Origin of the sequence: Pseudomonas sp. yb_9, assembly GCF_043103635.1 — a bacterium.
GTDB classification, from domain to species: Bacteria; Pseudomonadota; Gammaproteobacteria; order Pseudomonadales; family Pseudomonadaceae; genus Aquipseudomonas; species Aquipseudomonas monteilii.
The window spans coordinates 107,561-130,288 of sequence record NZ_JBICKA010000112.1 but is presented as its reverse complement, the minus strand read 5'-3'; the positions used below and the strand labels follow the sequence as shown (position 1 = coordinate 130,288).

24 protein-coding genes are annotated in these 22,728 nt (G+C 60.5%); 22 read left to right on the top strand and 2 right to left on the bottom strand.

Translation table 11 applies throughout. The annotated features are described in order from the left end of the window. The first annotated feature begins 32 nt into the window (after positions 1-32). From ACF8MI_RS27760 to ACF8MI_RS27655, 22 genes are all read left to right on the top strand, one after another. Positions 33-458 (top strand): hypothetical protein, encoded by a 426-nt coding sequence (locus ACF8MI_RS27760; RefSeq protein ID WP_104834000.1) that lies wholly within the window; start codon positions 33-35, stop codon positions 456-458. Continuing rightward, entirely contained in the window at positions 437-1,969 is a 1,533-nt protein-coding gene (locus ACF8MI_RS27755) for a terminase TerL endonuclease subunit (protein ID WP_324725315.1), read from the top strand. Before ACF8MI_RS27760 ends, ACF8MI_RS27755 begins: the two co-directional genes overlap by 22 nt. Beyond that, positions 1,966-2,175, top strand: coding sequence for a hypothetical protein (locus ACF8MI_RS27750; protein WP_046786662.1), 210 nt, complete (start codon positions 1,966-1,968; stop codon positions 2,173-2,175). The genes ACF8MI_RS27755 and ACF8MI_RS27750 overlap by 4 nt, the downstream gene beginning before the upstream one ends. After that, complete coding sequence (locus ACF8MI_RS27745; protein WP_164525043.1) at positions 2,175-3,386, top strand: phage portal protein; 1,212 nt, start codon at positions 2,175-2,177, stop codon at positions 3,384-3,386. Before ACF8MI_RS27750 ends, ACF8MI_RS27745 begins: the two co-directional genes overlap by 1 nt. Next, positions 3,364-4,017 carry an HK97 family phage prohead protease gene (locus tag ACF8MI_RS27740; RefSeq protein WP_164525042.1) on the top strand — a complete coding sequence of 218 codons (654 nt, stop codon included), beginning with the start codon at positions 3,364-3,366 and terminating at the stop codon, positions 4,015-4,017. Before ACF8MI_RS27745 ends, ACF8MI_RS27740 begins: the two co-directional genes overlap by 23 nt. Positions 4,018-4,029: 12 nt before the next feature. Continuing rightward, complete coding sequence (locus ACF8MI_RS27735; protein ID WP_367904325.1) at positions 4,030-5,232, top strand: phage major capsid protein; 1,203 nt, start codon at positions 4,030-4,032, stop codon at positions 5,230-5,232. A 40-nt stretch (positions 5,233-5,272) separates the two neighbouring features. Beyond that, entirely contained in the window at positions 5,273-5,554 is a 282-nt protein-coding gene (locus ACF8MI_RS27730; RefSeq protein WP_324725303.1) for a HeH/LEM domain-containing protein, read from the top strand. Then, positions 5,547-5,864, top strand: a complete 318-nt coding sequence (locus ACF8MI_RS27725; protein ID WP_164525040.1) for a head-tail connector protein — start codon at positions 5,547-5,549, stop codon at positions 5,862-5,864. Before ACF8MI_RS27730 ends, ACF8MI_RS27725 begins: the two co-directional genes overlap by 8 nt. A gap of 11 nt (positions 5,865-5,875) precedes the next feature. After that, positions 5,876-6,193 (top strand): phage head closure protein, encoded by a 318-nt coding sequence (locus ACF8MI_RS27720; protein WP_392518166.1) that lies wholly within the window; start codon positions 5,876-5,878, stop codon positions 6,191-6,193. A gap of 201 nt (positions 6,194-6,394) precedes the next feature. After that, entirely contained in the window at positions 6,395-6,895 is a 501-nt protein-coding gene (locus ACF8MI_RS27715) for an HK97-gp10 family putative phage morphogenesis protein (protein ID WP_046786670.1), read from the top strand. Further along, positions 6,888-7,280, top strand: coding sequence for a DUF3168 domain-containing protein (locus tag ACF8MI_RS27710; RefSeq protein ID WP_274118969.1), 393 nt, complete (start codon positions 6,888-6,890; stop codon positions 7,278-7,280). Before ACF8MI_RS27715 ends, ACF8MI_RS27710 begins: the two co-directional genes overlap by 8 nt. A 59-nt stretch (positions 7,281-7,339) precedes the next feature. Beyond that, the gene (locus tag ACF8MI_RS27705) at positions 7,340-7,810 is read left to right on the top strand and encodes a phage tail tube protein (protein ID WP_392518164.1); all 471 of its coding nucleotides are present in this window, start codon (positions 7,340-7,342) and stop codon (positions 7,808-7,810) included. Between the two features lie 74 nt (positions 7,811-7,884). Continuing rightward, positions 7,885-8,232, top strand: coding sequence for a hypothetical protein (locus tag ACF8MI_RS27700; RefSeq protein ID WP_274118971.1), 348 nt, complete (start codon positions 7,885-7,887; stop codon positions 8,230-8,232). Between the two features lie 107 nt (positions 8,233-8,339). Beyond that, entirely contained in the window at positions 8,340-8,486 is a 147-nt protein-coding gene (locus ACF8MI_RS27695; RefSeq protein WP_274118972.1) for a hypothetical protein, read from the top strand. A 47-nt stretch (positions 8,487-8,533) separates the two neighbouring features. Beyond that, complete coding sequence (locus ACF8MI_RS27690; RefSeq protein WP_392518162.1) at positions 8,534-14,017, top strand: DUF4214 domain-containing protein; 5,484 nt, start codon at positions 8,534-8,536, stop codon at positions 14,015-14,017. Between the two features lies 1 nt (position 14,018). Further along, complete coding sequence (locus ACF8MI_RS27685) at positions 14,019-14,918, top strand: hypothetical protein (protein ID WP_392518161.1); 900 nt, start codon at positions 14,019-14,021, stop codon at positions 14,916-14,918. Continuing rightward, positions 14,918-16,462, top strand: coding sequence for a WD40/YVTN/BNR-like repeat-containing protein (locus tag ACF8MI_RS27680; protein WP_392518159.1), 1,545 nt, complete (start codon positions 14,918-14,920; stop codon positions 16,460-16,462). Before ACF8MI_RS27685 ends, ACF8MI_RS27680 begins: the two co-directional genes overlap by 1 nt. 3 nt (positions 16,463-16,465) lie before the next feature. Continuing rightward, a complete protein-coding gene (locus ACF8MI_RS27675) occupies positions 16,466-16,978 on the top strand; it encodes a DUF4376 domain-containing protein (protein WP_392518158.1) in 513 nt (170 codons plus the stop codon). 66 nt (positions 16,979-17,044) lie between these two features. Further along, positions 17,045-17,515 (top strand): hypothetical protein, encoded by a 471-nt coding sequence (locus ACF8MI_RS27670; protein WP_392518157.1) that lies wholly within the window; start codon positions 17,045-17,047, stop codon positions 17,513-17,515. Beyond that, complete coding sequence (locus tag ACF8MI_RS27665; protein ID WP_324725141.1) at positions 17,512-17,694, top strand: hypothetical protein; 183 nt, start codon at positions 17,512-17,514, stop codon at positions 17,692-17,694. Before ACF8MI_RS27670 ends, ACF8MI_RS27665 begins: the two co-directional genes overlap by 4 nt. Continuing rightward, positions 17,691-18,128: a DUF1353 domain-containing protein gene (locus ACF8MI_RS27660; RefSeq protein ID WP_392518156.1), complete on the top strand. Its 438-nt coding sequence runs from the start codon at positions 17,691-17,693 to the stop codon at positions 18,126-18,128. Before ACF8MI_RS27665 ends, ACF8MI_RS27660 begins: the two co-directional genes overlap by 4 nt. 56 nt (positions 18,129-18,184) lie before the next feature. Further along, on the top strand, positions 18,185-18,391 hold the full coding sequence (locus ACF8MI_RS27655; protein WP_392518155.1) for a hypothetical protein: 207 nt from the start codon (positions 18,185-18,187) through the stop codon (positions 18,389-18,391). 379 nt (positions 18,392-18,770) lie between these two features. Here ACF8MI_RS27655 and ACF8MI_RS27650 read toward each other — a convergent pair whose 3' ends face one another. Both ACF8MI_RS27650 and ACF8MI_RS27645 read right to left on the bottom strand, forming a co-directional pair. After that, positions 18,771-20,588, bottom strand: coding sequence for a hypothetical protein (locus tag ACF8MI_RS27650; RefSeq protein WP_392518153.1), 1,818 nt, complete (start codon positions 20,586-20,588; stop codon positions 18,771-18,773). 823 nt (positions 20,589-21,411) lie between these two features. Continuing rightward, positions 21,412-22,671 carry a tyrosine-type recombinase/integrase gene (locus ACF8MI_RS27645; RefSeq protein WP_392518152.1) on the bottom strand — a complete coding sequence of 420 codons (1,260 nt, stop codon included), beginning with the start codon at positions 22,669-22,671 and terminating at the stop codon, positions 21,412-21,414. Between the last annotated feature and the right edge of the window lie 57 nt (positions 22,672-22,728).

The following is a 22,728-nucleotide window of genomic DNA, read 5'->3' as shown; positions in this document are numbered from 1 at the left end:
TTCATTAATTCGTAGTTTTTTTGGGAAAAACGATGGCAGTTCGAGGCAAAAAATCGGTTGCCTCCATGGCTGTCGCCTCGCCGGTTGGCGTCGACAATCGGTTGGCGCCGCCGTTTCACCTGACCCCGGCACAGAAGGCCGAGTGGATCCAGATCGTCAACGCCCGGCCGGCAGACTGGTTCGGTCCCGAGCACGCCGCGATGCTGGTGCAGTACTGCCGGCACAAGGTGCAGTCAGACCTCATTGCCCAGCAGGTCGAAGAGTTCGAACCCGAATGGCTTCTCGAAGATGAAGGCCTGAAGCGCTTCGACAAGCTCGGCGCAATGCTCGAGCGAGAAACCCGCGCAATGAATGCGCTGCTGCGTTCGATGCGCCTCACCCAGCAAAGCTTGGTCCGAGCGGACAAGGCAGTAGCTACACAGAAGGGACGTAAGCCATGGCAGTCAAACGACGACTGAGTCGGGGCGAGCGGAACATCAAGTGGATCGAAGACTTTTGCTGCATCCCTGAAGGGCGCCTTGTGGGTCAGCGGGTGAAGCTGACCAAGCACCAGAAGAAATGGATCAAGCGAATCTACGACACGCCAACCAGGACCTTCATCCTGTCCATGGCGCGAAAGAATGCCAAAACGGCGCTGTCGGCTTTCATCCTGCTGCTTCACATTTGCGGCCCAGAAGCTCGGCCCAACTCCCAGCTCTATAGCGCAGCGCAGTCGCGGGACCAGGCGGCGATCCTTTTTGAATTGGCGGCCAAGGTCGTCAGGATGAGCCCAGACCTTTCCGAGTACGTGAATATCCGGGACACAGCCAAGGAGCTGCTGTGCGGTGAGCTGGGTACCTTCTACAAGGCGCTCAGTGCGGACGCGGCCACCAAGTTCGGTCTCAGCCCTGCCCTGGTCATTCATGACGAGCTGGGGCAGGTGGTCGGGCCTCGGTCGCAGTTGTACGAAGCGCTGGAAACCGCCAGTGCTGCGCAGGAGCAGCCGCTGTCGATCATCATCAGTACGCAGGCCCCGACAGACGCTGACCTACTCAGCTTGCTGATCGATGACGCACTGACTGGCGCCGACCCGCGAAACAAGGTCGAGCTGTGCACCGCCTCAATGGATATGGACCCCTTCAGCGAGGAGGCGATCCGCCAGGCAAACCCGCACTTTGATGACTTCATGAACAAGGATGAGGTGTTTCGCCAGGCCTCAGACGCCAAGCGGCTGCCGAGCCGAGAGCCGGCCTACCGAAACCTGATCCTCAACCAGCGGGTTGAAGCGCGCAGTCCGTTCATCCCTCGGGCCATCTGGCAGGAGAACGGTGCGGTACCGGATTGCCTGGAGGGGCAGGCAGTTTATGGTGGCCTCGACTTGTCCAGCGTGAGCGACCTGACGGCGCTGATCCTGGTGGGTGAGCAAGGCGACGTTGATTCGACGTTCTGGCTACCTGAGGAAGGTCTGGCCGAGAAGTCGCGTAACGACCGCGTGCCTTATGACCAGTGGGCCAGGGACGGGTATTTGCAGACGACTCCGGGCCGAGCGATCGAATACGAATTTGTTGCTGAGTACCTGCGCGGAGTATTCGACCGCTATGACGTCCAGTGCCTCAACTTCGATCGATACAACATGAGATTCCTCAAGCCCTGGTTGGAGCGCGTTGGTTTCAGCGAGGAAGAGTTGGGGCGGTTCAAGGAATTCGGCCAGGGCTTCGTGAGCATGTCGCCAGCACTGCGTGAGCTTGAGTCGCGTTTGCTTGCGAAGAAGCTCAAGCACGGCATGCATCCAGTTCTGGCGATGTGTGCGGCCAACGCTGTTGCCGTCAGTGATCCAGCTGGCGGGCGCAAGTTCACCAAGGCCAAGGCCAGCGGTCGGATCGATGGAATGGTTGCTCTGGCTATGGCTGTAGCAGCTAGCACTGATGCACCAGAGGTTGTCAGCAGCCTTTCGGACCACATAACCAAACACGGAATCAGAACCCTATGACTCCTGAACAACAGACGCCTCGTGAAGATGAGGTGTCGGCCCTCGCTCGCCTGCGCGAAAGCCTGCCGGATGTGGTCGGCATGGTCGGCTTTGGCCTACTCGCGCGCGGTCTATGGGTTGGCTTTGGTGAGGCCGTAGCGCTTTCGGTGTGCGGGGTGATCCTCATGTCACTGTCGGCCTATGCCGTAATCCGAGGAGGGAGCTGATGTTTAAGGCCCTGCTTGGGAGAAAGAACAATCCGCTGGCCATCGACACACCGGAGAAACTGGCCCAGGCGATGGGCTCCGGCTACGAAACATCGTCAGGACAGCGCGTGACGACCTCCAGCGCTCTGCAGCAGTTGGTGGTCTTCAACTGCGTGCGCGTGCTGGCCGAGTCGATTGGCATGCTGCCGTGCCGTCTGATGAAACAGACGGACAAGGTACGCTTGCCGGCCACCGGCCACCGGCTTTTCCCGCTGCTGACCATGGCGCCGAACGGCTACATGACCTCCCAGGAATTCTGGGAAATGCTGGTCGCCTGCCTATGTCTGCGCGGCAACTTCTACGCCTACAAGGTCGAGGCCCTCGGCAATGTCGTCGAGCTGCTCCCACTCAATCCCGACATTGTCCAGCCGAAGCTAAACGACGACTGGACGGTTGAGTACAAGGTCGACTTCAAGAGCGGGCAGAAGACCCTAACGCAAAAAGAGATCTGGCACGTCCGCCTGTTTACGTTGGATGGTCTGAATGGTCTGAACCCGATCGCCTACGCCCGTCAGACTCTTGGCCTGGGCCAGGCGATGGACGCTCACGCCGGCAAGCTGTTCACCAACGGCGCGGTAACCAGCGGCGTGCTGCGCACCGAGCAAACCCTGACCGACGAGGCGTTCGCCAGGCTGAAGGAAGAGTTCCAAGGCGAGCACATGGGGGCGGCGAACGCCTACAAGCCCATGATTCTGGAGATGGGTCTGGACTGGAAGCCGATCAGCTTGAACGCCCAGGACACCCAGTTCATCGAGTCCAAGCGCATGACCGAGGCGCAGATTTGCGGCCTCTTCCGCGTGCCGCCGCACCTGGTGGCGAACATGGAAAAGATGACGCTCAACAACGTTGAGCAGATGGGCATGAACTTCGTGAACTACTCACTGGTGCCGATCATCACGCGCGTGGAGCACCGGATACGGGTCGGCCTGCTCAGTGAGAAAGATCGCCTCACCCACTACGCCAAGTTCAACGCTGGCGCCTTGATGCGCGGCGACCTCAAGGGGCGCTACGACTCCTACGGCAAGGGCATTCAGTGGGGAATCCTGAGCCCGAACGATTGCCGTGAGCTGGAGGACGAGAACCCTCGCGAAGGCGGCGACATTTACCTGACCCCAATGAATATGACTACCAAACCAGAGGCTGACGACGATGCAGACAAAGCAGCGCCTTGATCTGCCGTTGACCATCAAGTCGGTCAGCGATAGCGGCGAGTTCGAGGGCTATGGCTCGGTGTTCGGCGTCGAAGACAGCTACGGTGACGTGGTTGTTCGTGGCGCCTTCGCGGCGAGCCTTGCCAAGTGGAAGGAAAAGGCCCGGCTTCCAGCCATGCTCTGGCAACACCAGATGAGCGAGCCGATCGGCGTGTACACCGAGATGCGCGAGGACGACGTTGGCCTGTACGTGAAAGGCCAGCTGCTAACGGAGGCTGATCCGCTGGCCAAGCGCGCCCATGCGCACATGAAGGCCGGGAGCCTCACCGGCATGTCAATCGGCTACATGCTCGATGACTACGAGTATGACAAGGAGAAAGGCATCTGGCTGCTGAAGGCGATCGACTTGTGGGAAGTCTCCCTGGTCACCTTCCCGGCCAACGATGAGGCCCGGATCACCGATGTGAAATCTCTGCTGGCCCGCGGCGAGACCCCGCCGCCCAGCAAAGTGGAGCGAGCCCTGCGAGAGGTAGGGTTTTCTGGCTCCCAGGCCAAGGCCTTTATGGCCAAAGGCTACAGCGCAGTTTCACCGCGAGAGGCGGGTGTGGGCGAAGCGCTTGATTCCCTCAAATCCATTTTCGACAAACTCTGAAAGGGGGCACCCATGCCTGTAGATATTCAAGATGTGAAACAGGTCGCCGAAGAGCTCGGCGGTAAGTTCAACGAGTTCAAGGAGAAGAACGACAAGCGCATCGATGCGCTGGAGGCGGAGAAGGGAAAGCTTTCCGGCCAGGTCGACACCCTGAACGAGAAGCTGGGCGAGCTTGATGAACTCAAGACGTCGCTCGAGCAGGAACTGGCCGCGCTGAAACGCCCCGACGGCTCCGGCACCAAGGCTGCGAGCGAGCACAAGACCGCATTCATGCAGTTCGTTCGCAAGGGCATCGACACCGGCCTCGGCGACCTGCAGGCCAAGGCGCTGCAAATCGGCAGCGATGCCGACGGCGGCTACGCAGTGCCGGAGGAACTGGACCGCAGCATCATCGAGCTGCTGAAAGACACCTCGCCAATGCGCCAGGTGTGCAACCAGATCACCGTTGGCACGCCAGACTACAAGCGTCTGGTCAGCCTGGGTGGCGCCGGCTCCGGCTGGGTTGGCGAGACTGCTGCACGTCCCGCGACCGGCACTCCGACCCTGGGCCAGATCGCCGCGTTCATGGGTGAGATTTACGCCAACCCGCAGGCAACCCAGACCAGTCTGGACGACATCTTCTTCAACGCTGAGGCCTGGCTGAATGGCGAGGTCGCGCGCGAGTTCTCGGAAAAAGAGGGCGCAGCCTTCACCAGCGGCGATGGCGTGAACAAGCCAAAAGGCTTCCTGGCCTACGATCTGGTCCTGGACGACGACAAGACCCGCGCCTTCGGCAAGCTGCAGAAGCTGATCTCGGGTACCGCCGGCGGCTTCAATGGCGACAAGATCATCGACTTGATCCATTCGCTGAAAGCAGGCTACCGAGCCAATGCCCGCTTCATGATGACCAACCTGACCGTCGCCTATGTCCGCAAGCTGAAGGACAGCCAGGGCAACTACCTGTGGCGTCCAGGCCTCGAGGCAGACAAGCCGTCCACCTTGCTGGGCTATGGCATCGTGGAGAACGAGGACGTGCCTGATGTCGCCGCCGACGCCAACGCCATCTCCTTCGGCGACTTCCAGCGTGGCTACACCATCGTGGATCGCATCGGCACCCGCGTGCTTCGCGACCCCTACACCAACAAACCTTACGTTGGCTTCTACACCACCAAGCGCGTCGGCGGCATGCTCGTCGACTCCCAGGCGATCAAGGTTCTGACCCTGAGCGCTGCCTGATCGAGCAGGCGCCTTCGGGCGCCCTCTCTGCGGAGGATGTATGCCGAAGATTTCCGTTGAAACGTCGTTCAAGTTCGCTGAGGGCGGCAACGAGGTGATCGAGGTTGAGGTTGGCGAGCAGGATGTATCCGAACGCTGCGCTCTGGTAGCTGTAGAGCACCTGGGAGTGGCCACCTACCTTGACGGCTCGGGGGCGGTGGAAACCGACCCACTGAAAATGAACGTGCCGGAGCTGAAAGAGTGGCTGACGGCGAAGGGTATCGCCTTCGACGCCGCGGCGAAAAAGCCAGAGCTGCAAGCCCTGGTGCCGAAAAATGATTGACCTCGCCACGGTGAAAGCCCACTTGCGCGTTGATCACGACGAGGAGGACGCCCTGATTCAGGGCTACTCCGATGCGGCCATCAGTGCCTTCGAGTTGTGGACCAATCGCAAGCTGATCGCCGAAGGTGAACCGCTTCCTGATCCGGTAGGTAATGCCTTGGGCATTACGAAGGCGATTCGGCAAGGCGCCTTGCTGCTGATCGGGCATTGGTACGCCAGTCGGGAGACCGTCGCCATCGGAGTTACCGTGATCGAACTGCCCATGGCCACCAATGCCCTGTGGCTACCGCACCGCTGGGTGAATATATGAGAGCCGGCCCAATGCGTCATCGCCTCACTCTGCAGCGCGGGGTCGAGACCCGTGTCAGGGGCGGCGGGGCCGAAGTCGAGTGGCAGGACCTGGGCAAGGTCTGGGCGGAAATCACCTTGCCCAGTGGGCGCCTGGCGCCGGTCGCCGAAGGCATCCAGACCCTGGTGACTGCCGAGATCCGCATTCGTCCGCGCACGGATGCTGTCGCGGGCTGTCGCCTGGTGGAGACCGTCCGCGGCGTCAGCACCACCTACCTGATTGAAGCAGCGCTGCTGGACAACGCGAACAGCATGCTCCGCCTGCTCTGCTCCAACGTCATCAATCCTTGAGGACATCACCATGCGAGTGAAAGCTCTGGCCAGCATTTCTGGCCCAATGGGCCGCAAGGCCGCGGGCGACACATTTTCGGTACCGGACGATGAGGGGGCTGTCCTCCTCCTCCAGGGCGTTGTCGAGGAGGTCGTTGAACCTACCCACGATGAAATCCCTGTGCCGGCAGCGAAGCCGCCCAAGTCGCGGAAGACCTGACCATGGCTCGTCGGTCGAGGTTGTCCGGTGACTTCAAGCTGCGCCGGACGCTGCGCAACATTCACCAGACGATGGACAACGAGGTGAAGGTCGCCATGCAGGATGGCGCAGACCGCATTCTGGAGAGCATGCGCGAGTTCGTTCCTAAGGACACAGGCGAAGGGGCTGCTGCACTGAGCGCCTTTGTGTCGAAGAGCGGCCTGGATGCGCAGATCGGTCTGCGTGGGAAGAAGGCCAACAGGAAGTATTACTACCTAAGGTTTATCGAGTACGGCACTAAGGGATACACCGAGGGCAAGCGCTCCGGAGGGCGCAATAAGCGGGTCACCAACAAGTCCGACGGCAAAAGCTTCTTCGGCAAGTATCCGGACATTCCGGCTCGGCCGGCGCATCCCTGGCTGCGGCCGGCGCTCGACGTGAATCGTGAATTCGTCCTGGCCAACATCCGCGCGGCTGTGGCCCGCACGCTCAGGAAGGCCAGCGAGGGGGCAAGCGATGGCTGATCCATCCGTTGCATTACAGATCGCCCTGGCTGATCGTCTGGAAGCCGGCCTGGCTTCACTGAACTGCCCGGTTTACGACGGTGCACCGCTCAACGCGCAGATGCCTTATGTGTCGATCGACAACGAGATCATCAACGCCGCCGACTTCCTGGCCAGCCGCATGGACGAGCGCTTGCTGTACCTGAGCGTCTGGAGCAACGCCAAGGGCCAGCTTGAGGTGAAACGCATCATGGCGGCCATTGACGAACTGCTGAACGAAAAGCCGTTGTCAATCAAACCTGGGCGCGTCGTTTCTGTTCGCGTCCTGCGCAAGCAGTCAAAACGCGAACCGGACGGCGTCACCTACCAGGGTGCCGTGACCCTACGCATTTACACCCAGCACTGATTTTTCACTGAACCACTGCCGCGCTGCGGCTCAATCACCTGTCCTCGGGAGGACTGCTTATGTCTATCAATACCGGCGCCGGCACGCGAATCTACATCGCCCCGCGCCTCACCGCCGACCTGCCGGCAGACCACGCCGCTGCCATCACCCTGCTTTCTGGCCTGACCTATGTCGAGATCGGCGAGGTCGAGAGCATCGGCGACTACGGCGACACCATCAACGACGTGACCTTTGCGGGCTTGGCTCAAGGGCGCGCCAAGCACCTGAAAGGCCTGGCCGACGCCGGCACCTCCGAACTGGTGGTCGCCTTCGACGCAGGCGATGCCGGCCAGATCAAGCTGGTCGAGGCTTTCTTGGATCGCTCGCGTTTCGACTACCCGTTCAAGGTTGAGTATGTCGATGGCAACGTCGACTACTTCGCCGCCAAGGTGATGAGCAACAAGAAGTCCGGCATCACCGTCGAGGGCGTGCTCAAGCGCAACGTGACCCTCGGCATCAACTCCGAGATCTACGAAGTCGTCACGCCGTAACGATCCGCCCATAGCGCCCTGGTGTGCGGCCAACCTGGCCGCACGCTTCTTCTCTTTCCCCAAGGAACCCTTCCATGTCCAAGACTACCCACGGCATCACCCTCGTCACCGTCGGCGAAGAAACCTTCGAGCTGAAACCGACCCTCAAGGCTGTACGCGGTATCGAGGCTCGCTTCGGCGGCATCGGCCCGGCCATCGGCGAGCTGAACCAGCTGAAAACCAGCGCTATCGCGGCGGTGCTGCTGATTGGCTCCGGCAAAGACTTCAAGCCGAAGGATATCGAGGCGCTGGAAGAAAAGGTCTTCGAAGCCGGTATTGCCGAGATCAACCCACAGGTCATCCCTTACGTTGTCGCGCTGCTCAATCCAGGCGGCAAATCGAAGGATGAGCTGGAGGCCGAGGCCGCAAAGGGAAACGAGTAGCGCGGCCTGGCAACGGCAGCTACGTCGATGAGCTGTACGAGCTTGCCACCGGCTGGCTCGGCTGGTCGCCCCGCGATGCCTGGGAGACACCCATCATCGAAATCCTCATGGCCTGGGAGGCCAAGATGAAGTTCCTGCGGGCGAGCAACCCATTCGGCAGTGGCGAACAGGCCAAGCCGGACAAGGCCGTTGCCGCCAAGGAGCTCCGCATGGGCCTGCGCGTGGCGGCGATGGGGCGATCAAAAGAAAAGTGATGTGACACGACCCGCTTCGGCGGGTTTTTGCGTTCAGTGGAGGGGCTATGGCCGACGGCGACATTCAGGGCATGCTGGTTCGGATCGAGGCGACCACGGCACAGCTCCGTCAGGAGGTGGCACGCGGTGAGTCTGCCGTTGCCAATGCCGCTGGCAGGATCGACGGCAACCTGGGGCGGATCGACAGCGCGTTCGACCGGACCGAAAAGAACGCGACGACCCTGCAGCAGGCCATCAGTAGCGCATTCACCGGGATTGGCGCGGCCTCTGCCGCTGCGGTGGCCGGCCTGGTGGCGATCACTAGCCGGACGACCGAGTATGCCCAGGAGGTGAAGAACCTCGCGGCCTTGTCGAACACCTCGGTTGATGACTTCCAGCGCCTGGCTGCCGGCGCCAAGACCGTCGGCATCGAGCAGGAAAAGCTGTCCGATATCTACAAGGACATGAACGACCGCGTCGGTGAGTTTCTGGCCCGTGGCGGTGGCGAGATGGCCGATTTCTTCAAGGAGATCGCGCCGCAGGTCGGTGTCACCGCCGACATGTTCGCCAAGCTCTCCGGTCCCCAGGCGCTGCAGCTGTATTACAGCTCGCTTGAAAAGGCCGGGCTGAGTCAGCAGCAAATGACCACCTACATGGAGGCGGTTGCCGACGAAGCGACGGCGCTGATCCCGCTGCTCAAGGACAATGGACAGGGCTTCCGAGACTTCGGCGAGCAGGCCGAGAAGGCGGGCCGCGTCCTGAGCCAGCTCGAAATCGACCGGCTGGTCGAGGTGCGCCAGTCCATCGTCAACCTGCAGGGCGCTTTCGACGGCGCCTCTCGCCAGTTGGTGTCGGGCATGCTGCCCGGCATGGAGGGGCTGGCCGATCTGTTCGACCGCCTCTCGGGCGGCGGTGCTGCTGAAGCGTTGGGCCAGGCGATTGGCTTTCTTGCCGAGAACCTGAACGTCCTGGCGGCCGTGATGGGTGGGAAAGTCGCGGCAGCATTCGTGGGATACATCCAGACAATCGGCGAATCAGCGTCGGCCTCCCTGCAGGCACGGACTGCGAACATCACTCAGGCCGCGAGTGCTGTCGAGGTGGCCAAGGCCAACCAGATTGCCGCGCAGTCGGCTGTGGTGCGCGCGGAGAAAGAAGCCATCGCAGCGCGCGGTACGGCGGTGCAGACGCAGATGTCCATCCAGCTGGCAGAGGCGCGGCTGGCTGAGCGCGCCGCCACTGCACAGCTGGCCGCCGCTCAGGCCGGCTTGAAAGCTGCGTCGGGTGGCGTTCTGGCCCTGCTGGGCGGCCCGGCTGGTATCGCCGCGCTGGCTGTAGGCGCTGGCATTGCGTTCCTTACCATGCGTGACAATACGTCCACGCTGGAGAGGAAGCTCGGCGATCTCGCAGATCCGCTAGATAAGCTCATCGAGCGCTTCAGCAAGCTGAACAGGGCAACCCAGGCTGTCACGCTGCGAGAGCTCCAAACCAAAATCGATGAGACTCAGCGCAAGCTGAACGAAACAACGGGCGCTATTGCTGACCGCTTCGAAAGCGATCTGCGTAACTTGGGGGCGGCTGGCGCTGACGGGCTGATGGCGGGCCTGGCGCCGCTTCCAGAAGACGTACAGGCGGCATTGGACCAGGTGCGCAAAGCAGCCCAGGATTCGGCTGCAGGTATGGCGGTCGATTGGAAGGCGGTGGCCGATGAGGTGCGCAAGGTTCCAGGTGTATCCGAGTCGATGGCGCAAGCCATCGAGGAGGGGCAGATTCGCGCCTCTGATCTCGGCGTTACGCTGCAAAAACTCAACGGTGACTTGAAAGCGCTGACTGCCTCTATCAAGGAAGACACGGTCGCAACCCACGAGAACAACGCCGCCAAGGGCGGCATGTCGGCCACCGAAGAAACCTACCTGCAAGCCCTGCAGAAGCGCAGTGCCGCCCTGGAGGACGGCAACAGCGAGACGAAGAAGGCCACCCGCTGGCTGAGCGAGCAGAAGAACGTCACCGAGGAAGGTCGCAAGGCCATCCTGGCTGAGGCTGAGGCCGCGGATAAGCAGCGTGAGGCCAAGGAGGCAGCAACCAGGGCCGCGCAGGCGGCTTCGAGCGCCGGTAAGCAGGCTGCTACCGAGGCCAAGAACCAGGCCAAGGCGTTGGCCGACCTGCAGGCGCAGGCCGAGATCGCGGTCCGCAGTGCCCAGGGCCTGGCGGCTGCGTATCTGGACGGCACCGACAAGTCGCGCGAGTTCGGCATTCAGCAGAAGGTGGAGGAAGCGCTGCTTAAGGCTGGTGCCGGGGCGCGCAAGGAAGTGGAGGCCGCGATCCGTGGCCAGGCAGACGCCGAGGATCGGCTCGCTGTTGCAAAGTCCGCCTACGACTTGGGCAAAGAGACCGAGGACATCCTCGCCCAGGCGACCGCCACTCTACAAGGCACGGCTGCACTGGAGGCGTATAACGTCCAGAAGGCGATGCAGGTCGCCCTGGCCGGGAAGAACGTCGCTGTCGGCAGCCAAGAGTATGAGCAGCTGCTGGCCGCGACCAAGGCCCAACAGGAGGCGGTGAAGATCGCCAAGCAGGCATCGGATGCGGGCAGCATCATGGATCGCCTGTACCCCGAGAAGAAGCTGCTGCGCGAATACACCGAGGCTCAGGCGGCCCTGAACAAGGCCATGGAGCTGGCTCCGGACAAGGCTGCCGAGTACCAGGATGCCCTGCGCCTGTTGGGTCTTGAATACGAGCAAAACAAGAACGCGGCGACCGCCTGGGGTCAGTTCACCGAAGGCGCGCTGGACCGTGTCGATGGCGCCTTCGCGGACGCCTGGAAGAACATTGGTGACGGCTTCGACGGCTTCGCCACCAGCCTGAAGGATGGCTTCAAGCAGCTGCTGGCTGAGCTGGCACACATGGCCATCACCCGCCCGATCGTTATGCAGATCGGTGCGGCGCTGGGTGTTGGCGGACTGTCCGCGCAATCTGGCGGGCTATTCGGCGGCGGCGGTGGCAGCGGTGGCCTGGGCCTGTTTGATATGGCTTCCAAGGCCTACGGCGTGGCCACCTCCGGCTTTGGCAGCGCTGTCTCTGCTGGCTGGAGTGCTGGCGAAGGCTTCCTCGGCGGCATGCAAGGCGCGATCAGCGGCGGCTACAACTACATCAGCAGTGGCCTGAGCGGGTTGTTTGGTGGCGGCGCTGCATCCAGCCTGGCAGGAGGCGCAGGCAGTAATGTCGGCTACGGCCTTGGTCAGAGTCTGGTTGGCGGCAGCGTGGGATCGGCCTCGTATGCGGCCAGCAGCGGTTTCATGGGTAGTGGCCTGAGCGGCCTTGGCACGGCAGGTTACGGGATCGGCGGCGCCCTGTATGGCTACCAGCAGTCCGGCCTCAAAGGCGCGGCCACGGGCGGCCTGGGTGCGGCGGCCGGTGCAATGCTTGGCAACATGGTGCTACCTGGTATCGGTGCCATTATCGGCGGTGCGTTGGGCGGCATGCTTGGCGGCTCGCTGTTCGGCGGCGACTGGGTCACCAAGGACACCGGCCTTTCGCTGGCAGTTGAAGATGGCGACTTTCTCGGTAAGCGGTACGAGTACCAGAAGAAAAAAGGCGGCCTGTTCGGCAAGAACAAGAAGCGCACCCGCTATTCGGCGCTTGATCCGGAAACCCAGGCCGCCCTGGACGCGACCTATGACGCCACAGAGGGCTCGGTCCTCGATCTGTTCGACCGTCTCAATGTCGAGCTGAATGATGGCGTGCTCGATGGCTTGAATATCGGCGCGCAGAAGATCAGCACGAAGGACAAAACGGCTGAGGAGATCCAGGCCGAAATCGCCAAGTGGTTCGGCGGTGTGGCCGACTCGATGGTTTCTGCTGTCGATGCTGCTACAGCAGCTGGCCTTGGCGGCTACAACTTCGAAGGCCTCACCGCGTTCGTGCAGAACCTGGAGGGCGTCAACGAGGTTGTACGCTACTTGAACGTCGGCATGTACGACATGTCCGTGGCGGGCGGCAAGCTGGCTGAGCAGCTGACGGCGATTGCGGGCGGGCTGGATGTGTTGCAGAGCAATGCTGCGACCTATTACGGCGCGTTCATCGGCGAGTCGGAGCGCATGGACGACACGCTCGATGCCGTCACCCGGGCGTTTGTTGCAGCGAACCAGACGCTGCCAGAAACCCGTACCGGCTTCCGCGACATGGTCGAGTCGATCGACACGACAACGCAGGCCGGCATGCAGATGTTTTCAACGCTCATGGCGTTGTCTGGCCAAGCCTCTACGTACTACGACATTCTGGAACAGCGTGCGAGCAACGGCGTGAATGCAGCATTCGCGGCTCTGCAGCGGTCCATCGCGGCGCAGCAGAAGGCGATCAACAAGTCGCTGACTGATGCAAACAGCCGCATCAGTGATTTGACCGCCATCAGCAGCGCACTGGGCAGTGCACTGAAGCAGTTGCGCGGTACCGGTGACGATGCCGTGCGCATGCTCCGCAGCCAGGCCCAGGCCACGCTGCAGTCGGCGCTGGCGATCGCCAAGGCAGGCGGCAGCTTGTCCGGGTTTGCCGGGCTGACGGATGCCCTGGACGTGCTGGGCTCCAACAATACCGACCTGTACGGGTCGCTGGAGGAGTTCAACCGGGACCAGGGCCGCACTGCGAACGCCGTCGCGGAGCTGAACAAGCTGAACGGCAAGCAGCTGTCTGCCGCTGAGAAAAGCGCTCTGGCAATGCAAGCCCAGCTGGATGCACTGGACGCCCAGCTCGAGTTCGCTCAGGCCCAGGTGGATGCGCTCAACGGTATCGACAACTCGGTGAAGTCGGTTGCCGATGCAGTCAAGGAAATGAACGCGGCAGTTGTCGCGGCCATCGCCTCAATCAGCGGCAAGTCAACACCTCAAAATGCTGGAGTACTGATCGACAGTATTTACAAGGATCAGCTCGGTCGGGACGCAGACGCAGAGGGCAAGCAGTACTGGGTAGATCAGTTGGCCAGTGGCGCGCTGAACAATCAGAACATCGTCGGGGCCATCACGAACGCTGCGGCAATCGAAGCTGCCTATAAAGCAGCAGGCATCGCAATGAATGAGGGCGTCAGCTACTGGGCTGGCCAGCTCGACTCCGGTGCGCTGACTGCTGCACAGCTCCAGGAGGCAGTCCGCAACGCAGCCAAGGCCAACGGGTCAATCCCTGCCTTCGCCACGGGCGGCTTGATCACTGGGCCCGGCACCGGAACCAGCGACAGCATTCTGTCTCGCCTTTCCAACGGCGAGTTCGTGATGCGTGCCGCTGCGGTGAATGCCTACGGCGCGGACTTCATGAGTCAGCTGAACAACCTGCAGATTCCGGCATTCGCTGCCGGCGGGCCGATCGTGTCGATTCCCAAGTTGGGCCAGGCCAAACCGGCTGGCAGTTCTTCCAACGACGCCGTTAGCCAGAAGCTGGACCGGCTTGCCGGGCTGTTGCAGCAGATCCTCGACCCTCTGGGCGACATCAAAGACGACTCACAGAAGGGGCGGAAGATGCTCGAAAAATGGGACCGTTTGAGCGTGCCCGTCACGTCGGAGGCTTGATATGCAGTTCATCAAGCCTCTCGGCATCACCTCGGCGATGGTGGTGAGTTCGAACATTCCAGCGGCTGACTATGCGCTGTGGGTGAGCACGAGCACCTACGCCAAGGACGAAAAGCGCACCTGGAAGGACCACAACTGGCAGGCTCTGGGGGCTGTGCCCGCCGGCACCGAGCCTGGCAACGAAACGGTCACCACCGAGAACCCGCTGAAATGGCTGGACCTCGGCGCGACCAATCGCATGGCCATGTTCGATGAAGTGGTCGGCACCAGGTCAGTCCATGCGGACTCGGTGACGATCACCGTCCGCCCAGGCTCGGTCGTGAATTCGATCGCACTGCTGAATCTCGCCGGTCAGTCGGTCACGGTGACGATGACGGACTCGGTCGATGGGGTGGTTTACCAGCGCACCACAACGCTCATCGATGCCGGCGTCGACAACTGGTACGACTGGTTTTTCGCGGATATCGACACCCGAACCTCCATGGTTCTGCTCGACCTGCCGGCGTATGGCACCGCCGACATCACGGTCACGGTCAACTCCAGCGGGACCGCCGCCATCGGCGCGCTGGCCATGGGCAAGCTGACAACTCTCGGAATCACGACATACACGGCGCGCGTCGGGATCGACGACTACTCGGTGAAGAAAAAAGACGACTTCGGCAACTATTCAGTGGTCGAGCGCGCCTTTGCCGACAACGGCGACTTTCCTGTGGTCGTCGAGACCGCGCTCGTCACGAAGATCAAACGCCTGCTTACCGAGATACGGGCCAAGCCGGTCGTCTGGATCGCCGAGTCAACGTATGAGGCCACGATCATTTACGGCTTCTACACGACGTTCGACATCACCTACGGCGACGACAGCAATTCCAACATGCAGATCACCATTGAGGGGCTCACCTGATGGCAGTACCAACACCGATTCCTGAACTACCGGTGCCACCCGTCCGATCAGACGGTCCGGCGGACTTTACGGCGAAGGCCGACACCTTCGCCGCTGCGCTGCCGCCTCTGGTCGTGCAGATCAACAGCACTGCCGGGTGGATCGGCGGACAGGTCGCGGCGGTCGAGGGCTACAAGACTGCCGCTGCGGGCTCCGCATCTGCTGCTGCCGACTCCGCCGGCGCGGCCGACGCCGCCAAGCTGGCCGCGCAGAAAGCTGTGACCGATGCCGAGCAGGCCGGCGCTGCCCAGGTCAAGCTGGCGCAGGATCAGGCCGTAGCTGCGAAGCAGCAGGCGGACAGCGCAAAGGCATCCGCCGAAGCGGCCGGCGCGGCGGCCGGGCTTCCAGTGGACCGCAAGCCGTTTGACGTTTTGCAGATCGGTCCAGACAACAGCATTCGATGGGCATCGACCAATCAGATTGGCGACGTTATTCTGTCCGCCCGTAATCCGGGTGAACAATATCTAGCTGCTGATGGCGCTGTGTATCTAAATTCGGCGTATCCATTGCTTTCTCAAGCAGTAGGCAAGATAAGCAATCCCCCTGGTAATGTTTGGGTGACTACTGCTTACAGCCCGCAAACTAGTACAAACGCAGGGTTAGGCACGGACGGCAAAGGTGTTTGGATGTTTGGTGGTAGCCGCAGCGTAGATAACGGGGTTACTTTTACGCCAGTGGGTGGTTCCTTACAGGGCGAATTATCTCAATGTCCTGCGATACTAAGTGACGGAAAAGGGACTTGGGTTGCACACATTCGTGGCCGTATATCTCGGAGCGTTGACAACGGGGTTACATGGACTCAGGTCGTCACAAGCGTTCAAACCGGCGCTTCCGAAGGCGCTCAATTAGCCACCGACGGAAACGGAACCTGGATGGCATGGGCGTATAGTAACTATTTCGCAATTTCAAAAGATAACGGCTTAACTTGGACAAGCAAAAGCCCACCTCAAGGCGCACAAGGTGCTTGTTATATCGGCGATAACACTTGGATAACGACAAACGGGTATAGAAGTGTAGACGGCGGACTTACGTGGAGTCTGTACGGAGCATCCGCCGGTAATCCGTTAGCGGGCGGTTTCATGCTGTACCTCGGGAATAATATCGTAATAGCACAAACGAGTAGCGGTTTAAAAAGAAGCATGGACGGCGGTTTCAGTTGGCAGTCGCTAGGCGTGGGGAATAGCAACAGCATAGGCGTAGGTGGCATTACCACTGATGGGAAAGGTACTGTCTACGCGGTAAGTGGTACAGATAAGCTTATCAGTAAGGACTACGGAGTAACTTGGCAGCTTATGCAAGTTCCCATGGCGGCAGGAATCAGCGCAGGCATGATTGCGTATGGCATGGGTAAAGTTATCATAACGAATAAAAAAGGAACGGAGGCTATTGGGTATTCGTCGAGTGTCGAAACCTTCGATTATGACCCGAACACGCAATTTAAATTACCGAGTCTGCAAAAGCTCGACGGTGTGAAGTATTACATCAAAGCCAGAGAGGCGGCTTAACAAATGAAAATGTATCGTTGGAACGAAAGCGGTATTTTCTTCGGAGAAATTGAAGTCGACCCCGCAGGGGCGATGCCACTGCGCAGCACTCCCACTGCCCCGCCGAAGTTGACCGGCACGCAGGTTGCACGCTGGACCGGGTCAGGCTGGGAAAAGCTGGCATCCGCGCCGGTTCCCGGGCCGTCCGCCGAGCCCGATTGGCTGTCGTTGATCGCCGCCCGACGCTACCAGGCCGAGATCGGTGGCATCGAACTCGCCGGCCTGCCCATCGCCACCGATGACCGGAGCAAGCTGCTCATCAACGGCGCGGCTGCCCGCGCGGCGCGAGACAGCGGCTACACGCTCAAGTGGAAAACGGAAGAAGGGTTCATCGACCTGCCGGCCGATCAGGTGCTGGCAATGGCTGATGCGGTGGCCGATCACGTCCAGGCCTGCTTCGATCGCGAGGCCGAACTTCAGGCAGCGGTGGCTGACGGGTCGATCACCGCCGAAATGCTGGAGCAAGGGTGGCCGTAACAGCCTCGACCTGACGCAACCATCCCCGACCGCCTTGAGCGGTTTTTTTTCGCCTGGAGAAAACCCATGCTGCAACAAATCCGCGCCTCGGCAATTGCCCCGGCGCTCAAACTGCTGCCCGCGAAAATGTCGGGCCGGCGTGCTGAGCAGATGCTGCTGAGCATCGGGCTACAGGAAAGTCGACTGATCCATCGCCGGCAGATCGGCGGCCCGGCCCGAGGCCTCTGGCAGTTCGAAAAGGGCGGCGGTGTCTGTGGCGTGCTTGAGCATCCCGCCACCCAGACCCTGGCGCGCTCCGTATGCCAGGCCAGGGGCGTGCCGGTGACCGACGCCGCTGTCTATGCCGCGCTGGAGCACGACGATGTGCTTGCTGCCGCGTTCGCCCGGCTCCTGCTGTGGACCGATCCAGCGCCGCTGCCCGCCTTGGGCGAGGTTCAGCAGGCATGGGCCTTGTACCTGCGCACCTGGCGCCCAGGCAAGCCACACCGGCAGACCTGGGACGCCCTGTATGCCCAGACAATGGAGGAGGTGGCATGAAGAAAGCCATTCTGCTGGCCGTCGTGATCCTGCTCCAGGGCTGCGCTGTCCAGGCCCTGAGCTACGCCGCCAACGCCTACTGCGCGACTCCAGTGGATGTGCGCGCCGCCAACCGCATCCTGGTCAACGCCTCGATCGCGCCGAATCGTGTCGAAGTCACCTGCGGCGGTGCGCCATGACTGGCCGCTTCCTCGATCCGCTGCTGCTGCGGGCGTACGACAAGGGGGAGTGGGTGCTGACTGACGACTTCCGGTACCAGGCGCTCGACGGCACGGTCTACACGGCGCCGCGGTACTTCATCACCGACCTGGCTTCAGTGCCTTGGATCGTCAAGCCGCTGTTCCGCGACATCGAGGACCGCGAGGCCGGGGTCATCCATGACTGGATTTATTGCGAGAACCAGCTACCCCGCGCCGTGTGCGATGCGCTGTTCTACGAGATGCTGCTCGCCCTGGGCGCAGACAAGCGACGGGCTGGCTTGATGTACGCCGGTCTGCGGGTCGGCGGTGGGTCGCGCTATGCGGCGTGCAAGGGTGGGGTGAAGGATGAGGATATGGCTTGGGCGCTGATGGGGGAGGGGGCGTTGCAAAAGCGTATGACCGAGTCCGGATAGTGCGGCTGGCCTGTGAGGCGGCCTATACTGCCTTGACCAAACGACAGGGGCAGGGCATGAAGACCTTGGCAGGAATCGTCGAGGCGGGAGAGCCGCTGGTTCAGCAGGCCATTGATGCAATGAGGCACTACTACGAGGCCAAAGACCTTAAAGATCCACCAGAGGTGGTCGAGCGCCTTCGGCGGGAGGCTGAGTCGCTGATGCAGGCGTTGCAGCAGTATCAGCAGCGAGCGCTGGGCGGGGTTGCTGCGACTCTTCATTGAGTGGATTGTCTTGGGACGGCAGAACGTCGGAGGTGGGAGCGGAGCTCTACGTCTCGGCAGGACCATTGAAGTCAGGGAATGCCCTTAGTTCGTTCGTAATGAGGGCTAGTTCTCATGTTTTTATGATGTCTACTTGCCATTTTGTATCATTGAAGGTACAGTGTTCTCGACTATCTCCAATAGTCGATGTTGACACGAAAACCCCCGTACCTTGACGAAGGTACGGGGTTTTTTTTGCCTGCTAAAACGTGATTATCTGACTTGCTAGCTCATGTGGCTGAACTAGCGGAAATAAAAAACCCGCCTTTTTAGGGGCGGGTTTCTTTGAAATCAGCCTGCGATGAGCCGAAGCCCATCGCAGCTATCAATCACGAAGCAATTAAGCTACGTGGCTGATAACGCCGTTGGAGAAGGACAGCTGAGCTACATCGGTAACACCGGTCAGGGTGATGATGGCGGCAGTGTCGGTAGCGTTAGCGGTATCGGTTACAACACCGGTAGTAGCGTTGGTGGTGGTGTTGGTCGAACCAGCAACGGTGGACTCGATAACAACTTGAACGCCGTTGCCGCCTTTGATGAAGAAGACTTCTTTGACGTTGTTGTTGCCAGCGCTCAGAGCGCCCGAGTTGAAGGTGTAGCCTTCACCGATGTACAGAGCGTCGCCTTTGGTGAACAGGCTGCTAGCGTCGCCTGCGGTACCAATGGTGAAGTCGTTGGTGTGAGTGGTGCTGGTGAAGTAGAACAGGTCAGCTTTGGCAGTACCGTTCACGGTAGCAGCGTCAGCGGTATCTTCCACCTTGCTAGCGTAGGTCAGTTCAGTAACTGCCTTCTGAGCGTCTTTGGTCACATCTTTAACTGCAGTGTAAGCGTTAGTTTCAGCAGTACCTTCAGCAACCAGAGCGTCAGCAGCTTTGACGTCAGCCAGTTTCTTGGCAGCAACAACGCTTGCCTTGGCAGCAGCGACGTAAGCAGCACCCACTTTGTTTTCAGCTTCGGTCAGAGCTTCGGTGGAAGCAGTCTTGGCAGCCTTAGCTACACCGTCAGCACGTACATCGGCGTAGGTGGTAGTGAAAACACCAGTGTTGAAAGCAGCATCGATCTTAGCCAGAGTGGCGGCGTCAGCAGTGCTGATAGCAGCGTACAGAGCATCAGCGTTAGCGATGGCGGTGCCACCGGCGGCAACATAAGCGCTGCTGGCTGCGTTGAAAGCAGCGGTGTTCGCGGTTGTTGCATCGATGATGCCTTGCAGAGCGCCGGTATCGGTGTCGATTTTGTCCTTGGTAGGAGCAGTCAGTTTGTTGTCAGCAACAACAGCAGCGTTGTAGGCATCGATGTTCTTGACAGCGTCAGCTTGAGTGTTGACCAGCTTGGCACGCTCGTCAGCAACTTTGTCAGCAGCTTGTTTAGCGTTCAGCTCAATTTGAGCGGTAGTAACGTTTGCACCGCCAGCGATGTCATTACGCAGCAGAGTGGCGTTGTTGATAGCTACTTCAGCTTCTGCGTAGTCGATGGTTTTGTTGTTATCGGCACCGTCTTTGAAAGGTGCCAGAGTGACGTTGTAGTCAGCGTTCAGGGCGACCACTTTGTCATTCAGAGCTTGCAGCGAAGCAACCTTGGAGGTTTCGTAAGCAGTCTGAGCAGCTTCAGCAGCAGCTTGTGCTTTGATGGTAGCCACGCCAGCAGGAATAGCGATACCAGCCAGGGTGCCATCGGACAGCTTGTCCAGAGCAGCAGTCACGCTACCAGCAGTGCTGTCAACGTCGGCCAGAACTTCTGCTGCATCAGCTTGGGTGTAGCTATCAGCGGCGGTAGAGGTGTAAACCTCGGAAACCAGAACCTTGTTAGCTACGGTTTTGGCGTCGGTAGCGGAAGCACCGTTGATGAAGGCAACCAGCAGCTGGTCAGCGGAAACGGAAGCGCCGCCGCCAGTGGTCCAGTAGGCCAGGCCAGCAGCGTCAGCAGGACGACCGAACAGGTTCAGGTAGATCTTGGAAACGGTTTCGGTACGGTTCAGACCACCGTAGGCAGCGGCGTACTCAGGCTGCTCGTTGACGAAGTTGGCACGAACCTGCTCCAGAGTGATGGTGGCAGGATTAGCGTTCAACTCGCCCAGCCAGTAGTCCAGGCCAGCCTTGTCGGCAGCGCGGCCCAGGTAAGCAACGTACAGCTGTTGAACTTGTGCAGAAGTAATAGCCATTACGGTTTCATCTCCAATATGAGTCGATATTCCAATTCAGGCATCCACCTTGGATAGAAGGTCGCGTGACCTCCTGCCTGATTGCCCCACCTCCGCCCAAAGGCAGAGGTGGCAATTTTGCTAGGCAACCTTAGTCGCCGACAGTTCCGTCGCGATGTGTTCTAGGTCACGTTTAACCTTAATCAAGCACACAGCAGACAGTTGCTCGCGGATCATACATGGCCATATGGTTGCAAAACAATAGGCAAACGCCACCTGTGTGAGCCGCTCCCCCTTTTATCGTCCGGCAGCGACCAAACTAAAGGGCGGGCATCAGAAAAACTAAGCTTGCTCTAAGGTAGGCAGGGGTTTGCTGGTTGCAGGCGCTCGCAGGCCGGGTTAGAGCGGGCGGTAGAGTAGGCAAGTTCACCCGGGCCGACATTACCGCAGGGAGCCGACTGCTGCGGGAGAGGTCGGGTGGCTCGATCCACGACGAGGAGATAGGGGTGTGACTATTTTTGGGGCGGGCCTGCCCGGCTACTAAGAAGGTATAAAAATCTCTGGAGGACCCATGGTTAACGGGCTTGAGGCTGGCGACCAGGGGGGGGCGGCAGGTCTGGCGGAAAGTGCTGGTGCGGCGAAATGCTGCAGGCACGGCAGAGCCTGGCGGTGAGCAAGCGTTTCTGTGAGGACGGGATCTGTCAGCGGAGCGCCGGCAGCGAATCAGATATGGAAGGAGTTGAGGCGGCAGCGTCCGTCTGCCACTAACCTCACCTCAAAAAGAAGAAAATTGAGTCGAAAATCCGCTTTAAGAACTCTGGCGGCTACTCTTTTGGCCTGTCGCTTAGGGTTCCAGCGCTCTGCGCTTGAATTGCTCTCGATGCTCTTCTGTCATGCCTGCTTCAAGCGCGTCAAGGAAGTCCGCATACCATTGCATCATCCTCCGGCGTTGGCGCAGGTATGCCGCCTTGTTGTAGACGCCGGAAACCCCCGCCTCCTTGTGGGCCAATTGCGCCTCGACGAAATCCTTGTGCCATTCATGCTCGCGAAGCAGGGTGCTCGCGGTGTGGCGTGTGCCGTGCCCCACAAGCCTTCCTTTATAGCCAGCGCTGGCGAACACCTTGCCGATGGTGTTCTCGCTGATAACCGGCGTTGATGAGCCGATCCCTGGGAACAGCCATTTGCTCCTGCCGGTCAGTTCGCTAAGTTCCCTCAATGCGGCGACCAGTTGCGTGCACAATGGCACGACATGGTCGCGCCTCATCTTCATCTTCTCTCCCGATATCGACCAGACGCCTGCCTCAAGATCGATATCCGCCCATTCCGCATATCTCACCATTCCCGGCCGGCTCGCTGTCCACAGCGTCATCCAGGCCGCAGTGCGCGCGATCAGCCTGCTGGTCGACCTGCGCATAGCGCGCATGAACTCTGGCAGCTCGGGCTCAAGCAGGTGAGGGTACTGCTGGGTCGCAGGCGCTGGAGCCGCGACTACCAGTAGTTCACTGGCCGGATTGTTCTCGGTTAGGCCGCTGGCGATCGCGAAGCTGAAAATCTTGTTCAGCCAGCCGCGGGCTTTCTTCGCCACATTGTGGGCGTCGCGTCTTTCGAAGGATTGTTGCAGGGCGGCGCAGTCGCGCCTGGTGATCTCGTCCAGCTGTTTGTCGCCGAGGGCTGGCAGGATGTCCTTGTCCAGGTAGGTTCGGACTTTGCCAAGGGTGCCTTCGGCCAATCCCTCCTTTGACTTCTTGTCGTACCAAGATTCGGCTGCAGCACGGAAGGTGGTATGGAGGGATTTGGCTGCGTGCTCAACGTCGCTGACCTTCTTCTCGACGGGGTCGACGCCCTGGTCGATCAGGGTAATGGCCTGGCCAGCCTTCTCTCGGGCCTTCTTTGCCGACACTTCGGGGTATCCGCCCAGGCCCATGAAGGACCACTTGCCGTTAGCCTTTTTGTAGCGGAGCTCCCAGCGCTTCCGGCCATTGGGTGAGACGACAAAGTAGATTCGGTCGACGCCGTAGGTTTCGCGGTACTCCTTGGCCTCTGGCTCCAGGGACGCGAGCACTGTGTCGGCCAGCGGCCGGCGCTTGATGTCTGTGCGTTTCATGGCTTCTGTGTATGGGAAAGTTCGAGAATAAATCGACCATACACCTGGCCATACACG

Bases quoted from the DNA above. Each gene is read 5' to 3' on its own strand.
- ACF8MI_RS27760 (WP_104834000.1), top strand. From the start codon at position 33: ATGGCAGTTCGAGGCAAAAAATCGGTTGCCTCCATGGCTGTCGCCTCG.
- ACF8MI_RS27755 (WP_324725315.1), top strand. From the start codon at position 437: ATGGCAGTCAAACGACGACTGAGTCGGGGCGAGCGGAACATCAAGTGG.
- ACF8MI_RS27750 (WP_046786662.1), top strand. From the start codon at position 1,966: ATGACTCCTGAACAACAGACGCCTCGTGAAGATGAGGTGTCGGCCCTC.
- ACF8MI_RS27745 (WP_164525043.1), top strand. From the start codon at position 2,175: ATGTTTAAGGCCCTGCTTGGGAGAAAGAACAATCCGCTGGCCATCGAC.
- ACF8MI_RS27740 (WP_164525042.1), top strand. From the start codon at position 3,364: ATGCAGACAAAGCAGCGCCTTGATCTGCCGTTGACCATCAAGTCGGTC.
- ACF8MI_RS27735 (WP_367904325.1), top strand. From the start codon at position 4,030: ATGCCTGTAGATATTCAAGATGTGAAACAGGTCGCCGAAGAGCTCGGC.
- ACF8MI_RS27730 (WP_324725303.1), top strand. From the start codon at position 5,273: ATGCCGAAGATTTCCGTTGAAACGTCGTTCAAGTTCGCTGAGGGCGGC.
- ACF8MI_RS27725 (WP_164525040.1), top strand. From the start codon at position 5,547: ATGATTGACCTCGCCACGGTGAAAGCCCACTTGCGCGTTGATCACGAC.
- ACF8MI_RS27720 (WP_392518166.1), top strand. From the start codon at position 5,876: ATGCGTCATCGCCTCACTCTGCAGCGCGGGGTCGAGACCCGTGTCAGG.
- ACF8MI_RS27715 (WP_046786670.1), top strand. From the start codon at position 6,395: ATGGCTCGTCGGTCGAGGTTGTCCGGTGACTTCAAGCTGCGCCGGACG.
- ACF8MI_RS27710 (WP_274118969.1), top strand. From the start codon at position 6,888: ATGGCTGATCCATCCGTTGCATTACAGATCGCCCTGGCTGATCGTCTG.
- ACF8MI_RS27705 (WP_392518164.1), top strand. From the start codon at position 7,340: ATGTCTATCAATACCGGCGCCGGCACGCGAATCTACATCGCCCCGCGC.
- ACF8MI_RS27700 (WP_274118971.1), top strand. From the start codon at position 7,885: ATGTCCAAGACTACCCACGGCATCACCCTCGTCACCGTCGGCGAAGAA.
- ACF8MI_RS27695 (WP_274118972.1), top strand. From the start codon at position 8,340: ATGGCCTGGGAGGCCAAGATGAAGTTCCTGCGGGCGAGCAACCCATTC.
- ACF8MI_RS27690 (WP_392518162.1), top strand. From the start codon at position 8,534: ATGGCCGACGGCGACATTCAGGGCATGCTGGTTCGGATCGAGGCGACC.
- ACF8MI_RS27685 (WP_392518161.1), top strand. From the start codon at position 14,019: ATGCAGTTCATCAAGCCTCTCGGCATCACCTCGGCGATGGTGGTGAGT.
- ACF8MI_RS27680 (WP_392518159.1), top strand. From the start codon at position 14,918: ATGGCAGTACCAACACCGATTCCTGAACTACCGGTGCCACCCGTCCGA.
- ACF8MI_RS27675 (WP_392518158.1), top strand. From the start codon at position 16,466: ATGAAAATGTATCGTTGGAACGAAAGCGGTATTTTCTTCGGAGAAATT.
- ACF8MI_RS27670 (WP_392518157.1), top strand. From the start codon at position 17,045: ATGCTGCAACAAATCCGCGCCTCGGCAATTGCCCCGGCGCTCAAACTG.
- ACF8MI_RS27665 (WP_324725141.1), top strand. From the start codon at position 17,512: ATGAAGAAAGCCATTCTGCTGGCCGTCGTGATCCTGCTCCAGGGCTGC.
- ACF8MI_RS27660 (WP_392518156.1), top strand. From the start codon at position 17,691: ATGACTGGCCGCTTCCTCGATCCGCTGCTGCTGCGGGCGTACGACAAG.
- ACF8MI_RS27655 (WP_392518155.1), top strand. From the start codon at position 18,185: ATGAAGACCTTGGCAGGAATCGTCGAGGCGGGAGAGCCGCTGGTTCAG.
- ACF8MI_RS27650 (WP_392518153.1), bottom strand. From the start codon at position 20,588: ATGGCTATTACTTCTGCACAAGTTCAACAGCTGTACGTTGCTTACCTG.
- ACF8MI_RS27645 (WP_392518152.1), bottom strand. From the start codon at position 22,671: ATGAAACGCACAGACATCAAGCGCCGGCCGCTGGCCGACACAGTGCTC.